Raw genomic sequence first — 15,006 nt, forward strand, 5'->3', positions numbered from 1 at the left:
GGTAAGATGGAAAGTTGGACTAACAAACAAGGAGGTTCAACTTTGCTGACTTTGGGTGTCAATATCGACCATGTGGCCACAATTCGCCAAGCGCGTCGAACCGTGGAACCAGATCCCGTGGCGGCGGCAGTTTTGGCCGAAATCGGCGGCGCTGATGGCATTACCGTTCACTTGCGCGAGGATCGTCGTCATATCCAAGATCGCGATGTGCGGCTCCTCCGGCAAACGGTGCGGACTCATCTAAATCTGGAAATGGCCCCGACGGAGGAAATGATCGCCATTGCTCTCGATCTTAAACCCGATTATGTCACCCTTGTCCCCGAAAAGCGCCAGGAAGTGACCACGGAAGGGGGGATCGATATGCTGGGCAATTTTGACCGTTTTTGTGAGGTTGTAGAGCGCCTACAAGGAGCTAATATCCCCGTTAGTTGGTTTATTGATGCCGATTTTGCCCAAATTCAAGCGGCCGCTAATACGGGGGCGAAATTGATCGAACTCCATACCGGTCAATACGCCGAAGCACAACAGGAGAGCGATCGTCAAGCAGAATTAACAATTCTTAAAGAAGGTTGTGAATACGCTTCCTCTCTCGGTTTGCGGGTGAATGCCGGTCACGGTTTGACCTATTGGAATGTTTATGATGTCGCCTGTTTGCCCAATATGGAAGAATTGAACATTGGTCACACAATTATCAGTCGGGCGGTTTTGGTCGGGTTGGAACGGGCCGTTAGGGAAATGAAATTGGCTATGCGTGGACAATTGTAAAAGCCATCAGCTATCAGCTAATCTCCCGACTCAGGAACAATTACACTGAAAAATTAAAGGAAAGATCATGACAACTTATTATTATTTGGTAGCCAGTCAAAAGTTTTTAGAAGAGGAAGCGATCGAAAAGGAAGTTTTGAAGGAAAGAATCAGGAATTATCAAGAAAAAGGTCAAGAAATTGATTTTTGGTTAATTGCCAATCCAGCTTTTTTAGATACTCCCGCTTTTGCCGATATCAAAAAGAAAACTCCCCAACCGGCAGCGGCGATTGTTTCTCTCAATCAACAGTTTATTACTTGGCTAAAATTGCGTCTAGAATACGTTATTACCGGACAGTTTGAAGCTCCTTCCGATACTATTCCAGATCCGTTAAAATAACCCTTTTTTGTCTGTGGCAAAAAATGCAGACGAGGCAATCATCACCAGCTAACTTTGCCTTGCAGCTTGTTAATTTTTCCCCGACCGATTCCCGATACTCGATCCAAATCTTCTAGGGAAGTAAAGGGGTTTTGTTGCCGGGCTGCGATAATTTTTTCAGCTAATTTGCCACTGATACCGGGTAAACTATCTAATTCTTCTTTTGTGGCGGTGTTTAAATTAATTAAGCGATCGCTTTTAATTGTTACAGATTGGGGGCAGTTTTTTCTATCCTGTTCGATCCGATTTTTAATAGTTTCCGGCAGTCCTAATTTAGCGGTACGGTACAGATATTGAAATTCTCGATCGAAATGAGCGGCAACGGTGGGATTATCGATAATCACTAAAGCTTCATCGTTTTGATGGTTAGCGGCTCTTGACCAATTATGAGAACCAGTAATCACAATTTTATCATCGATTAAACCGAATTTATGGTGTAATTTATCTCCCCGGGCTAGATCGGGAACTCCTAGGGTATTAATTGGGTTTTGCCAAGGCTGATTATCTGGTTCATAACGACATTTATTACTGAGAGCAACTCCTAATAAATCTAATCCTTCGCTATAGTATCGGAAGGCAAAACTAGGATCAATTAAAGCTTTAATTTCTATCCCTTTTTGATGTCGTTGAGCGAGAATATTAGCTAAAGGCTGTTCCGTAAAGACAAACAGGGCTAAATTCACGGATTTTTTAGCTTTATTTAAAGTTTCACCGATCAGACCATTGCTAGTAATTGCCCAGGGATAAGCGGTAGAATCGGGGGAAAATTTTACCGTCAGAATACTATTACCGATAAGGATTGTTTGCGGTTTTCTCTGGGGTTTATCTAAGCCAAATTTATGCTGATCTTCCCTTCCCCACATCAGATTAAATTCTTTTTGAAAAGCTCTAGCTAGTGGGGGATTAGTAATTACTAATAAGTGATTGGCATTCCCAACAGTTTGGGTATTAGAAAAGTCTCCATGAATATCACTTAAGGTGTAGTTAGCTGAACTGATTAAAGTAGTGTAATTATCAATAACCATGAATTTATGGTGCATTAAACCGCTACCTTTTGAGCGATCAGCGCTATCATCAATTAGGGGAATGCCAGCTTTTTTGAGGATAGTAATTGCATCTCTTTGGGCGATTTCCTCTGGAGTTAATTTACCATCTCGATTTATATCAACTAAATCAAAAAGATTTTGATAACGTTCCTGTTCTCGATCGCTTGATTGTTCTTGGTTTTTGGCTAAACTATTAATAGGTTTATTGTAAATGTTTTCGAGGATAACCCTAACTTTAATTCCCTGTTGCTGACGCTCCACTAAAGCTTGAGCGATGGCGGGTAAACGTAACTCTTGCACTGCTAGATCGATCGAAATTTTTGCCGAGTTGATATGATCAATAATAACCTGTTCTAGATTGTCCCCCTGGCGATTAATTTGGCGATAGGGATCGGTATAATTTGAATTCTGGGCTTGATTATGATTAAAATAGACTTGAATGTATTGATCTTGGGGCAAGGGTTGCGGACGATTTGGGATAACATTCAGAGAATGACAACCACCCAAAAGAAAAACTGTCCCTAACAAAAATCCTAACTGTCCCATAGTCCGAATTTTTTTTAATCTCCATTTATCTATTGCCATTTTTGCCCACATAATTATCATTCCCCTAGGATTCAGGAGTGAGGAGGTAATTTTTACCTAAGGAGGTTCTCGGAAATCGGTATGTACTAAATTGATTATAATCAATCATGATTCTAGATTCAAGACTAGGACCTTGTCCTTGATTGCTTAAATTACTGAGCAAAGATGTGACATCTAGTTAGGGAATTTTGTTATCATGTGGGGAATAATAGCACTGTTCTTCTAGATCTGGGTTTTACCATGACTGAACTTTTACCCCAATGCAGTAATCTGGCTGGTAATGTTAACAGTATAATTGAACTATTGAAATGCGAATCGTCTCTCCGCAATCAACAGGATACCAGCAAGATAGAAATTGCCCTACAAAAAGCCATTTCTCCCAAATTTGAAATCGTTTTCGCCGGTGCTTTTAGTGCCGGGAAATCAATGTTAATCAATGCACTTTTAGAGCGAGAATTGCTCTATAGTGCCGAAGGACACGCAACGGGTACAGAATGTTATATTGAGTACGCAGAAGCTGATGAGGAAAGAGTGGTTTTAACCTTTCTCAGCGAAGCAGAAATTCGTACTTTAGTCGATAGCGTCTGTCAAAATCTGCAATTAACTAATCCCAGTAACATTAATTCCCCGGAATACTGTAGTCAATTAAACCAATACTGTCAAAAAATTATCGAACAGGAAGGGGGAGAAGGCAAATCCGAGCGAGCTAAACAAGCTCAGGGTTTAAAATTATTAATTGAAGGATTTACTCAAAATCGTGAGCGGATCCATACCCTGCATAATGCCACCTATTCCATGGAACAATTTCACTTTTCTAATTTAGCAGAAGCGGCCAGTTTTGCCCGTCGTGGTAGCAATAGCGCCGTCTTAAAACGTCTAGAATATTACTGTCATCATCCTCTCCTTAAAGATGGTAACGTTTTGGTAGATTTGCCCGGTATTGATGCCCCAGTCAAAAAAGATGCCGAATTAGCCTATCGTAAAATAGAGCATCCTGATACTTCAGCAGTGGTTTGTGTTTTAAAGGCTGCTTCTGCGGGAGAATTAGCCACAGAAGAAACAGAATTACTCGAAAAAATTAGCTCTAATGCTGGTATTCGTGATCGAGTTTTTTATGTTTTTAACCGCATTGATGAAACCTGGTACTCAGCCCAACTAAAACAGCGTTTAGAGAACCTGATTCAAACGCAATTTCGTGATACTTCCCGCATTTATAAAACCAGCGGACTTTTAGGGTTTTATGGGTATCAGGTGAAAAATCAAACCAATATTAATCAGCGTTATGGGTTAGATTCTATCTTTGCCGAAAGTGTTAAAAATTTAGGAGGACAAGAAGAAACACCGCAATTTGTCAGCGAGTTTAATAACTATTGTGCCAACTCTGGTAAATTACTGGCAACTCCCTTTAAAGTTTCCATCCACGGTTATGAAACTCCTAATAAAAATTACTTCCGAGTTTTAAGTGAGTGGGGAACTCCTTTATTAGAGCAGTTAATTGCTGATAGCGGTATCGAAGAATTTCGCAGGGCAATTACTCGTTATCTTACCGAAGAAAAACGCCCGCAATTGTTTGCAACTTTAGCTGATGATTTACAATCTCTTTGCATTACTCTCAAAAATCATTATCAAGGGATTTATCGTGATTTAGAAAGTCAACCACGAGAAATTGAGGCGATGAAAGCTCTGGAGTTAAATCACCTCAATCAAGAGTTAAAGGAAGTGGGAGAGAAATTAACTAAACATATCGAGGGTTATGTCAATGCTATCGTGGTTAATAGCGATGACAACTTTGAGGAAGACTTTAAGAAACTGAAAGCGAGAATGGTATCAAGATTGGATGAGTTGTTAAATACTTTTTCTGTTAGAAATGCTTACTCGCAGGCGACTTTAGCTCATCCTCGCAATGCTACAGCACCTTTATTAGCAGTATTAGTGGAAGCTTTTTATTATCTGTCTAACCAGCTAGAAGATGTGTTAATTGAGGAGTCAACCAGTTTAATTACTCGCTTTTGTCAGCGTCTCTTAGATGCGGTAAGGCAAGGTGATTATTATCGGCAAATCTATCGTTTATTGGGTAATGATGGTGGCATAGAAAATCAGCTAAAACAGGTGGAATTGCAGTTAATTAATGCCTTGATTTCCGAAGCAAAAACTGAGTGCGATCGCTATGTAAGAGAAAATCACAATTTTTACAACGAAGGCACTTTTTCGATCTTTCAATTTCGGCAAACTGTCCAACAAACTGCCCAGGGTTATGACTGTGAAAGTATTCTTGATGCCGAACCTGCTATCCGTCAATTACTTAAGTTAGATTTTGAGCCAAAAGTATCAGCAACAATTCAGAAAAACTTCCGCCAAACCGTTAATAATACTCTCAAAAATCAATTGATACCAATGGCGAAAAAACAAGCGGATACTATTCTAAAACAGTTCAATCAAGCTCGTTCTTATCTAGAACAAACCTTAGAACAGGAAGCGGCGGAAAAAATTGCTAATAATGCCCACAAACAGCAAGAAATTCACCAAAAAATTGAGGATTATAACCAAGCGATTAACTCTCTCAATACTTGTTTAACTGCTATGGGTTTACAGAAAAATCATTTACCTGTAATTGGTGAACAAGAATTAGAGATTGTCCCTGAAGTTGTTAATGACTCCAGCAATTAATATGGGGAGTGGGAAGGTGGCAAGTGAGGGGGAACAATCCAAAAAATTAATTAAAATTAAAACTGATCGGGGGATAAGCGATCGAAGTCTTGTTATTCTTAAACTGGTAGGTTTCGAGATGTTTTTAGGCTCGCAGCTGAACCTGATCAACCGATAACCGATAGAGGGGTGCAGAATGGGAGAATGGTTAGATTTTACCGATGAGGTGGTCACTGTTAATAGCAAAGGTGAGGAAATTAAACGGGAAAAAGTCACTAATCGAGGTTATCAATATTTTTTAAGCAAAAAAACCTTTTTAGAGATGATTTCTATCCCTAGCGGTCAATACCTCATCGGTGCGCCCAAAAGCGAGTTAGGCTGGAAATCGAGTCAAAGTCCCCAATCTCCGGTTAATATTCAGGCTTTTTGTCTGAGTCGCTACCCAATTACCCAACGACAATGGCGCGAGGTGGCAAAATTAGAACCAGTAAATATTGAACTTAATCCCTATCCGGCCCATTTTGAAGGTTACGATCGCCCAGTAGAACAAATTAACTGGTGGGAAGCGGTGGAATTTTGCGATCGCCTATCCCGTCTCACGGGACTGAATTATCGTTTACCCGCAGAAAAAGAATGGGAATACGCTTGTCGGGGAGGTACATCCACCCCTTTTCACTTTGGCCCGACAATTTCCACCGATTTAGCCAACTATTCCGGGGTGGACTGGGATTATGGCGGGAAAGTATGCAGTTATGGTCGTTATGGGGAAGGTAGCCTGGGATGCGATCGCAGGGAAACCACACCGGTGGGAATGTTTGCCGTCGCTAACCCTTTCGGACTCTACGACCTGCACGGAAATGTCAGGGAATGGTGTGCAGATTACTGGCGCGATAACTACGAAGCAGCCACCATAGAAGATAGGGACAGACGAGTTTTACGCGGGGGTTCCTGGAATGACGGCCCTAACAAATGTCGCTCGGCCTACCGAGTCAAATTTATGGCTACTGCTGGACTCTATGATATTGGTTTTCGTGTGGTTAGCGATAATTCCCCTTTATAGAACCGATCAATCTTTGTGTCCTTTGTGTCTTTGTGGTTAGTTCCAGTCGCTCGCTGGCAGGAATGTGTCTTAGAGTACATTTTACCCACCAAACCCAAGAGAGCCGATAGTGTTTCTTGGGGACTTCTGGAGTTTTCGAGGATGAAACGGGAATTAGAAAATTTATTGGGACGGAAAGTTGATTTGCTAACGAAAAAATCGATCGAGCAGAGTCATAATTGGATTCGTCAACGAGAGATTTTAGGGACAGCGCAAGGGATTTATCTGGCGGGATAAGGCTTTTTTACTCGATATTGTCCGAGCAGGTCAATTAGCTCAACAATTTGCCGAGCAACTGGCAAAATTGGCAGGTGTTGGTCAGACAATTTTTAAAAATGTACCGCTCCTCGATCGAGAGTTAGAATTGATTTTAGAGACAATAAAGGTGATTTAACCAAATGATTGCTAACTTTGACTATAACTATCTTTCCCCGGAAGATTATTTAGCCACGGAGAGAATAGCCAAGGATAAACACGAATACATTCGCGGTCAAACCTACGCCATGGCTGGTGCGAGTAAAGCCCACGGTATGATTATTATCAACTTAGCCACACTTTTAAAAAACCGGCTGCGGGGTAGTGGTTGTCTTGTCTATGCCACAGATATGAAAGTTCGTCTAGAAATAGCTAATAGTTATTTTTATCCCGATCTTGTGGTCACTTGCGACTCGCGAGATAATCGGTCTTTCTCGGAAGATTTTATCCGTTATCCGCGCTTGATTGTAGAAGTATTATCCCCCACTACTGCTGCCTTTGCTCGCAACGCGCTCGCGAAGCGAGATCGGGGCGATAAATTTGCCGACTATCGTTCGATCGAAACTTTAGAAGAATATGTTCTTATCAGTCAAGAACGCATTAGTGTGGATTGTTTTCGTCGCAATGACGAAGGATTCTGGGTTCTTTATCCCTACAGCAAAGGAGCAGATATTTATCTAGCTAGTATCGATTTTCACTGTGCGATCGAATCTTTATACGAAGATATAACAGAAATCCGTTAAAAAATCAGATAAGTTTTTTTCTATGTACTATTTACTTTTTACTTGATTAATGCTTGTCATCCTCTCCGCTATTGTTCCAGTGGGTTTTATCATCCTCATCGGTGTGATAGCAGGAAAAATTCTCACTGTGGAAGTGCATTCCCTTTCCCAAATCACGGTATATATTCTTGCCCCCGCTTTGGTGATTGATGGACTCTATCACACCACTTTATCCGGCAGCAATATCGGTTTAATTATCCTAGGCTTTGCTCTTATCTCACTGGTAATGGCGATTGTCGTCGAAATTATCGCCTATTGTCTCAGTCTCGATGGTGATACCCGCAAAAGCCTCATGGCTGCCGCCGTGATGCCCAATAACGGTAATATGGGTTTACCTGTGGCTAGTTTTGCCCTGGGTGCGGCTGGACTGGAAAGAGCGATAATCTATATGATTGGCTCTAGTATTCTGTTATTTGGTATTAGTCCCGCTTATTTGCGAGGAAAAAGCTTTCTTTCAGGATTTCGCTTAGTTTTTCGCTTGCCCTTAATCTGGTCAATTTTTATCGGCATTGGCTTTCAAACTTTCCCTTTTCATCTTCCCCTGCAATTAGATAAAAGCGTTAGCTATCTGGGACAAGCGGCAATTCCCTTGGCTTTAATTATCCTAGGTATCCAATTATCTCAGCAAAAATTAGCGATCGGTAAATTAGAGTTATTAGGGACCTGTTTGCGTCTTTTAGTCGCTCCTCTTTTGGCATTTGCGATCGGCAGTAGTTTAGGATTAACCGGTATGGATCTAAAAATTCTCATCCTACAAAGTGCCATGCCCACCGCCGTTAATACCGTCATTTTAGTCACAGAATTCGGTGGTTCGGCTACTTTAATGGCCCGCACAGTTGTGGTCACTACCCTTGCTAGTTTTCTGACTATTCCTTTCTTTCTTTGGTTATTAAAAGTCTATTTATAGCAGTTATCTTAATGGTGAGGTGCGAAGTTTTCGTTTTGGGGAGCCAGTATTCAGTTATCAGTATTCAGGGGGTGCATCTCATTTTGGTAAATCTACTAATTTGGGATTTTTAAGGGGAAACTTTCTCCTAAAATTGGGCATTACTTTCGGTTTTATCACTCAATCCAAGCTTTTGGGGGGTTCTACCCCCCAAACCCCCCGCGCATTAGGTTAACTGTGAGATGCTTACACGCGATTGTTCATATTTTTGTACTAATTTAAGAGTCACTGATAATTGCTGATTGTTGGTATTTCTGCAAGTGTGGGATGCACCCTTATTCAGGAGATTATTTTATTTATTCTCCCCTCTCCCCAATTCCCCAATTCCCCACTTCCCCAATTCCCCAATTCCCCAATTCCCACACCCCACACCCCACACCCTACACCCCACTTCCCAATTCATAATTCATAATTCATAATTCATAATTCATAATTTAACCTTTGACTCACCCCGGCAATAGCAGCCAAGAGAAGCCAAACAATAGTATTAATCTTGACATCGGAGAGGGTGACATCGACGAGATTAAATAAAACGCAAGCACCAAAAGCTACCAGATAGGTAAAGATAATTAACTCACCCCCGGCTTTTTGTTGCCGTAAAAAGATAAATAAACGCACCCCTTGGGCATAAATCCAACCCACCCAAACAGACAATAAAATTAAGCCGATAATTCCCGTTTCTGCCATTAACATCAAATATAAATTATGGGGATGACCTAACCATAATCCCTGACTTTTTTCGTAGAGAGGTGTAAAACTGCGTAATCCCCAACCGAATAGGGGTCTTTCTTGGGTCATTTCTAGAGTAAAACGCCATTGAGTTGATCTGAGAGTAGCTAGAGGGCGATTGGGGAACATTTCATCGGATAATCGCGCCCAAATCGCCCTAGGAACCAAAAAACGCAGACTATCCCTGAAAGGATTGGGTCCCCAAGAAGCAAGAGAAATCACCCCTCCCAAGAGGACAAAACCGGCGACTAAGGCATTCCAACCCAGATAAAGGGCAAAAATTAAGCCTCCTAAAAAGGCTAAGGCCCAAGCATTGCGAGAATTGCTTAAAAATAGCCCTACACTGTCGATCAATATGGTTAAAGTTAAAAACCCGATTTTGAGATTTAAATTCCGATTTCTTTGTCTGTGCCACTGCCGCCAAGTTAGAATTAATAAACCGATCGCTAAAATCAGAGTTATCAGTAAATAAGCCCCCAAAAGATTAGCATACATAAAAACCGAAGACATCCGCCCCAAAGGTTCACCCCCCACCCCGTAGGGCCAGGTAAAAATCCCTTTTAATGCTTCCGGTTTTTGCCAACCGAGAAAAATTTGTCCCCATCCCATCACCACTACCCAAACCGACGGAATAACCATCACCCAAGCTAGTTGACGCAATTGAGAGGGTTTTTTAATTAATTGCCGAATATTGCTAAAAAAGAAGAAAAAGGGCAGGAAATTTCCTAAACCAATCCAAGCATCCCCCGGAGTTGGGGAAAGACTGGCACTAATCATCAACCAAAGAGTGACGATACCGAGACCTTGATTGAGACGTGACCGAATAATTGCCCGAAAATTGCCAGTAAAAACCCTAATTAAGACGATAATAATGCCGATACCCGCTAACTCCGGCAGCATCATGGCAATAAAAACTGAAAAAAGTATTAAATTCCACTCCCACCCTTGACAAAAAATCTTTTTCATGTTATGCAGGTTGCCAACAATCGTCACGAGTCAGACGAATTTGGGCAAGGGCAAAAATAGTCGGGATAATCCGGCCGTAGTCAGTGGCGATCGCCTTCCAACCGAGATCAGCAATAAACCAACCCCATAAAGCCGGTCCTACCAAACTTAACACGGTTCTGACCGCTCCGTAGCGGGCCGCCGCCCTAGTCATGCCCTGTTTAGCGGTTTGCAGGGCGATTTGATTGGCAATTGCCCCACCCTGGACTAGGGCAGTTTTTGCCCCTTGATAGCGGGCAAAATGGAGAGCGAACTGCCCGGCGATATGTTTGAGCAGAATCGGTTTCAGGATAGAATTAACGGCGATGACGCTACTGCCTTTGAGGACTATATCGAGGGGATTGTGTTGTAGGTGAACCGGTAAGGGTTGGGGAGTGCGGCAATCCGCGAGCGCCTTTTGAATTTGAATCGAGAGGGATTTTTGTTCCGATGGGGGGAGACGTTTCCAAGCTTTGTTAACCAGATGAAGATAGATTTCCGCTTCAATTTCCGTTGTCGGCATTTTTTGGGAGTAGGGAACCTTGAGGAAATGACAGACACGGACGAGAATTTGACGATAACTAACTTTTTCGGTTTGACCTTTTAATACTGTCACACCGTCGGCCGCCAAATAACGAAAACGATCCTCGACGCTATCTAACCAACTTTCCCAATCTTGACTTTGAACGGCGATTGCGTCCGGCGCTCGTAGATAATCGAGAGGGTTAAAACGACGGCAAAAGAGGATGTTAGTGATTTGCTGTAGTTCCTCCTCGGTGGCTAACTCCAAAGCTGTGCGTAGTTCGTCCAATGTGGTTTGTCCTCCTCAGCCCCAATAATCAAATCAGTTTCGCTAGTGCTGATTACTACTAATATTAACTCAAGGGTTTACAGGATTAGGAAGGCTAGTGACAAATTTTTCGATTAAGGTTGGGATCATTGGTGCGGGTTTAGCCGGGTTAACCTGCGCTCGTCAGTTGTGCGATCGAGGTTATACTGTTAAGCTATTTGATAAGTCTAGAGGTATTGGTGGTCGTTTAGCCACGCGACGGGTTAATCGAGCCAATCAAGAGATGGCTGTGGATCATGGCTTGCCTTTTTTGACTATTCAGGGCGAAAAAACGGCGGCTTTAATTGATAATCTCCTGAGAGAGAATATAGTTACTTCTTGGTTTGATTCTAGCTATGTTGCTCCTTCTGGCATCAATAGCGTGGCGAAATTTTTAGCTCAAGGTTTAGAAATTGAACGAGATTTTCTGGTTACTCGTCTGGAAAATCATCAAGAAAAATGGTTTTTAAACAATAACGGTCAAATTCGAGGGGAGTTTTCGGTGATTGTCCTGGCTATTCCCGCCCCGCAAGCAGCGTTATTGTTAGAAAACTCTCCCATAACTACTATGCCAGAATTGCGATCAATCGTTTACGATCCCTGTTTAACGGTAATGGCGGGTTATGGCGATTCTTTACCCGCAGTTGCTCCCTCCACCGATATCGCTTGGTTAGGACTTGATAGCAGTAAACGGCAATCATCCCCTGATTATGTCTTTGTTGTGCATAGTAGTGCCGATTTTGCGGTTAAATATCTCGATAGCGAGGATTTAGAAGCAGTTAAGCTAGATTTGCTCTCTCGTGCTTCTTTGCCTCTCCCGGATTGGTCACAGATTCACCGTTGGCGTTATGCTTTAGTCCGTCAGGGTTTAGCTGTACCCTGTTTAAGTGTTAATAGTCCTTTACCTCTAGTTGCCTGTGGTGATTGGTGTCAAGGAGGAGATTTATCGAGAAATTCTTCCCTAGAAACGGCCTTAACTTCTGGGATAGCGGCGGCTAATCAAGTTGAGCAGCTACTCTCTTAAGAATCTAGAGACAGGTTTAAATTCTTAGGTTAAGCTTGGGTTAACAAAAGGTTAAATATATAATAATGTAGATATCCTATACTGGGGGGTTGGTCACAATGGAAAAATTCAATTCTAAAGATAACTTTCTCTACCCTAAAACCAGCTACAGGGGTTTATTCACGCCACAAAATCTGGTTTTTAACGCTAACTTGCAGGAATTCGCCCTGAGAGTCTCTTTTATCGCCGGTTTACACAGTGGAGGAAAACTTACCTCTACGGAAGCTTACGAGAAAATTAACCAGCTATGGCAAGAGTTAAATACCAGTCGAAAATTCCTACTAGCTAATCATTTTGAGGATCACGGAGATTGAGAGATAGGGGTTTTTTAGTGACCAGTAATCAGTATCTAAACTGCCACAGTAACAAAAGTGGGTCAAGTAGTTATTAGTTATCTCAGAGCTTTCTCGCCATAGTTGGCAGTATTCTGAGAGACTGGGACTGGGTAAGTGGCGACTAATTCCGGTTTAGTCGTCAGAATCGAATATTCACAAGACTGGGGATTGTCCATCCGCTCCTGAGCATTTCGGCACATGACTTAAGGTGATTTTGAGAGCATCAACGACCGGATCATAGGTCACTTTCAACTTCGAGATAAAAATGTGACCAAAAGACAACAAGAGGTAATTCTGCCGCTAAAATATGATAGCGAGTTGTCAAGAGAACAGTAAAAGAACTGCCAATTGGATCTAGATGCCCCAATATACTACTAAACAAGCAACGGAAAACCCTGTTGTGTCCGACCAGTCCGCCAAGAATCCCTTTTCACTATTTGGTCAATTTTGGGAAAGCCTAAAAATTGTGGCTCAACCCTATTGGTATCCAACGGAGTTAAATGGACGTGCCTTTGGAGATGTGATCATTTCTTGGGGAATGTCAGCTTTGATTCTTTTAAGTATCTTGGCAACGGTGGGGGTAGAAGCTTTTAGTAGCTACTGGAATCGTTATGTACTCGACATTATTATTGAAGATAGAGACCTTTCTAAATATCTAAATACGTTGTGGTTATCCAGTTTTTTGATTATCGTGGCAACGGGTTTATTTGCTTTTTCTCAATTTATTCGTCGCAAAGTAGCCTTAGATTGGTATCAATGGTTAACGAAACAAACCGTTAAAAAGTATCTCAATGATCGCGCTTATTATAATATTGATTTTACCTCGGACTTAAAAAATCCCGATCAAAGATTATCTCAAGAAATTGAACCAATTACGACCATGACCCTAAGGTTGTTAATTACCTTCGTGGAAAAAGGTTTACAAATGATTACTTTTGCGATTATTCTTTGGACAATTTCTCGGCAAATTGCGGTTTATCTGATCATTTATACGATCACAGGAAATTTAATAGCAATTTATCTAACTCAAGAATTAAACAAAATTAATCAATCTGAACTTAATGATAAGGCCGATTATAGTTATGCTTTAACCCATGTGCGTAACCACGCCGAATCAATTGCTTTTTTTCAGGGAGAAGAGCAGGAAGAAAAAATCATTGAAGGCCGTTTTCAACGGCTTACTCAAAGCTCCGAAAAACTGATAAATTGGGAACGGTTTAATAATCTTTTTAATCGAGGTTATCAGTCAGCGATTAGTGTATTTTCAATGTTTATTTTAACCCCTATGTTTATTGAAAACGAAATCGATTATGGAGAAATTAGTCAAGCTAGTTTATGTTGTTTTCTTTTTTCTAATGCCTTGGGACAATTAATTACTGAATGGGGAACATCGGGTAAAGTTTCAAGTTATATTGAACGGTTAGCTACTTTGACAGATGCCTTAAAAGTTGCCAGTGAAGAGCCGAACAACTTAAGTCGTATTATCACCCTGGAAGATAATCGTATAGCTTTTGAGAATCTTACCCTACAAACTCCCGATTATGAAAAGGTAATTGTGGAAAATTTATCGGTTTCTGTCCCTTTGGGAGAAAGCCTACTCATTATTGGCCCCAGTGGTCGAGGAAAAAGTTCCTTGTTACGAGCAATAGCCGGTTTATGGAAGGCAGGTAGTGGCCGTTTAGTACGTCCTCCTTTAGCTAAAATGTTATTTTTACCCCAACGTCCTTATATTATCCTTGGCACTTTACGCCAGCAATTACTTTATCCTAATACCAATGAGCAGGTGAGCGATGAAGAATTAGAAGACAGCTTAAAAAAAGTCAACCTGCAACATTTATTAACTGACAAAAATAGCTTAGATAAACAAGTCAACTGGGAACAGATTTTATCCCTCGGAGAACAGCAAAGATTAGCTTTTGCTCGACTATTAATCACTAAACCTACCTTTACTATCTTAGATGAAGCAACCAGCGCTTTAGATTTGGCCAATGAAGCCAGCTTATATCAGCAATTACAGGCAAGTAAAACCACCTTTATTAGTGTCGGTCATCGGGAAAGTTTATTTAATTATCATCGATGGGTCTTAGAGTTAACAGAAAATTCCCATTGGCAGCTGTCAACTGTAGAAGATTATCAGCGCAAAAAAGTGAATAACATGGTCATGACATCAAAAAAATCAGAAAATTTCTCGGCGGTAAAAATAGAGCCTTTGTCTGAGGTTAAAACTGAGCATGATGCGGAAATTGCAGGAGTTTCTGAAATAGCCGAAGGTTTGTCCCATCAACAAATGCAGTCCCTAACTGATTATTCTTTAAGTAACGTCCGGAGTCGTGCCAGTTTAGGTAAAATTATTACTGCCAAAGATGGTTTTAATTATCGTTACGATAAAGACCCAAAAACCTTAAAATGGGTGAGAATATAGCTAATGGGGTGACAAACAGATTGAAATTGAGACAGAGTATTCAGACTTCCCCCTCTCAGGAGAACTAGAGAATGAGGTTTTTGCTGGGTAAGTTGATTAACA

General features: G+C 41.4%; 13 protein-coding genes. 10 read left to right on the plus strand and 3 right to left on the minus strand.

Annotated features, from left to right (window positions below):
• Nucleotides 1-42: 42 nt before the first annotated feature.
• Both MICAI_RS11525 and MICAI_RS11530 read left to right on the plus strand, forming a co-directional pair.
• Nucleotides 43-765 carry a pyridoxine 5'-phosphate synthase gene (locus MICAI_RS11525; protein ID WP_198285290.1) on the plus strand — a complete coding sequence of 241 codons (723 nt, stop codon included), beginning with the start codon at nucleotides 43-45 and terminating at the stop codon, nucleotides 763-765.
• 67 nt (nucleotides 766-832) lie between these two features.
• A complete protein-coding gene (locus tag MICAI_RS11530) occupies nucleotides 833-1,144 on the plus strand; it encodes an MgPME-cyclase complex family protein (protein ID WP_008201910.1) in 312 nt (103 codons plus the stop codon).
• Nucleotides 1,145-1,185: 41 nt separating this feature from the next.
• On the opposite strand, the gene MICAI_RS11535 is transcribed toward MICAI_RS11530, so the two are convergent.
• Nucleotides 1,186-2,826, minus strand: coding sequence for a phospholipase D-like domain-containing protein (locus MICAI_RS11535; protein WP_008201920.1), 1,641 nt, complete (start codon nucleotides 2,824-2,826; stop codon nucleotides 1,186-1,188).
• 228 nt (nucleotides 2,827-3,054) lie between these two features.
• Here MICAI_RS11535 and MICAI_RS11540 point away from each other — a divergent pair, with 228 nt between their 5' ends.
• From MICAI_RS11540 to MICAI_RS11560, 5 genes are all read left to right on the plus strand, one after another.
• Nucleotides 3,055-5,481, plus strand: a complete 2,427-nt coding sequence (locus MICAI_RS11540) for a dynamin-like GTPase family protein (RefSeq protein ID WP_008201923.1) — start codon at nucleotides 3,055-3,057, stop codon at nucleotides 5,479-5,481.
• A 175-nt stretch (nucleotides 5,482-5,656) separates the two neighbouring features.
• Complete coding sequence (locus tag MICAI_RS11545; RefSeq protein ID WP_008201924.1) at nucleotides 5,657-6,520, plus strand: formylglycine-generating enzyme family protein; 864 nt, start codon at nucleotides 5,657-5,659, stop codon at nucleotides 6,518-6,520.
• Between the two features lie 15 nt (nucleotides 6,521-6,535).
• Nucleotides 6,536-6,796: a hypothetical protein gene (locus MICAI_RS11550; RefSeq protein WP_369751907.1), complete on the plus strand. Its 261-nt coding sequence runs from the start codon at nucleotides 6,536-6,538 to the stop codon at nucleotides 6,794-6,796.
• A gap of 161 nt (nucleotides 6,797-6,957) precedes the next feature.
• Nucleotides 6,958-7,557: a Uma2 family endonuclease gene (locus MICAI_RS11555; RefSeq protein ID WP_008201927.1), complete on the plus strand. Its 600-nt coding sequence runs from the start codon at nucleotides 6,958-6,960 to the stop codon at nucleotides 7,555-7,557.
• Between the two features lie 49 nt (nucleotides 7,558-7,606).
• Entirely contained in the window at nucleotides 7,607-8,503 is an 897-nt protein-coding gene (locus MICAI_RS11560; RefSeq protein ID WP_008201930.1) for an AEC family transporter, read from the plus strand.
• A 459-nt stretch (nucleotides 8,504-8,962) separates the two neighbouring features.
• On the opposite strand, the gene MICAI_RS11565 is transcribed toward MICAI_RS11560, so the two are convergent.
• Nucleotides 8,963-10,237 carry an O-antigen ligase family protein gene (locus MICAI_RS11565; RefSeq protein ID WP_008201932.1) on the minus strand — a complete coding sequence of 425 codons (1,275 nt, stop codon included), beginning with the start codon at nucleotides 10,235-10,237 and terminating at the stop codon, nucleotides 8,963-8,965.
• 1 nt (nucleotide 10,238) lies between these two features.
• Entirely contained in the window at nucleotides 10,239-11,066 is an 828-nt protein-coding gene (locus MICAI_RS11570) for a YaaW family protein (RefSeq protein ID WP_008201934.1), read from the minus strand.
• Between the two features lie 97 nt (nucleotides 11,067-11,163).
• On the opposite strand from MICAI_RS11570, the gene MICAI_RS11575 reads away from it, so the two are divergent.
• The 3 genes from MICAI_RS11575 to MICAI_RS11585 all read left to right on the plus strand — a co-directional run bounded on the left by MICAI_RS11575 (nucleotide 11,164) and on the right by MICAI_RS11585 (nucleotide 14,904).
• Nucleotides 11,164-12,108, plus strand: coding sequence for an NAD(P)/FAD-dependent oxidoreductase (locus MICAI_RS11575; RefSeq protein ID WP_008201936.1), 945 nt, complete (start codon nucleotides 11,164-11,166; stop codon nucleotides 12,106-12,108).
• Between the two features lie 98 nt (nucleotides 12,109-12,206).
• A complete protein-coding gene (locus tag MICAI_RS11580) occupies nucleotides 12,207-12,461 on the plus strand; it encodes a DUF7219 family protein (protein ID WP_002783089.1) in 255 nt (84 codons plus the stop codon).
• A gap of 379 nt (nucleotides 12,462-12,840) precedes the next feature.
• On the plus strand, nucleotides 12,841-14,904 hold the full coding sequence (locus MICAI_RS11585) for an ABC transporter ATP-binding protein/permease (RefSeq protein WP_008201942.1): 2,064 nt from the start codon (nucleotides 12,841-12,843) through the stop codon (nucleotides 14,902-14,904).
• The last annotated feature ends 102 nt before the right edge of the window (nucleotides 14,905-15,006 follow it).

The organism is Microcystis sp. T1-4, assembly GCF_000297435.1.
Lineage (GTDB): Bacteria > Cyanobacteriota > Cyanobacteriia > Cyanobacteriales > Microcystaceae > Microcystis.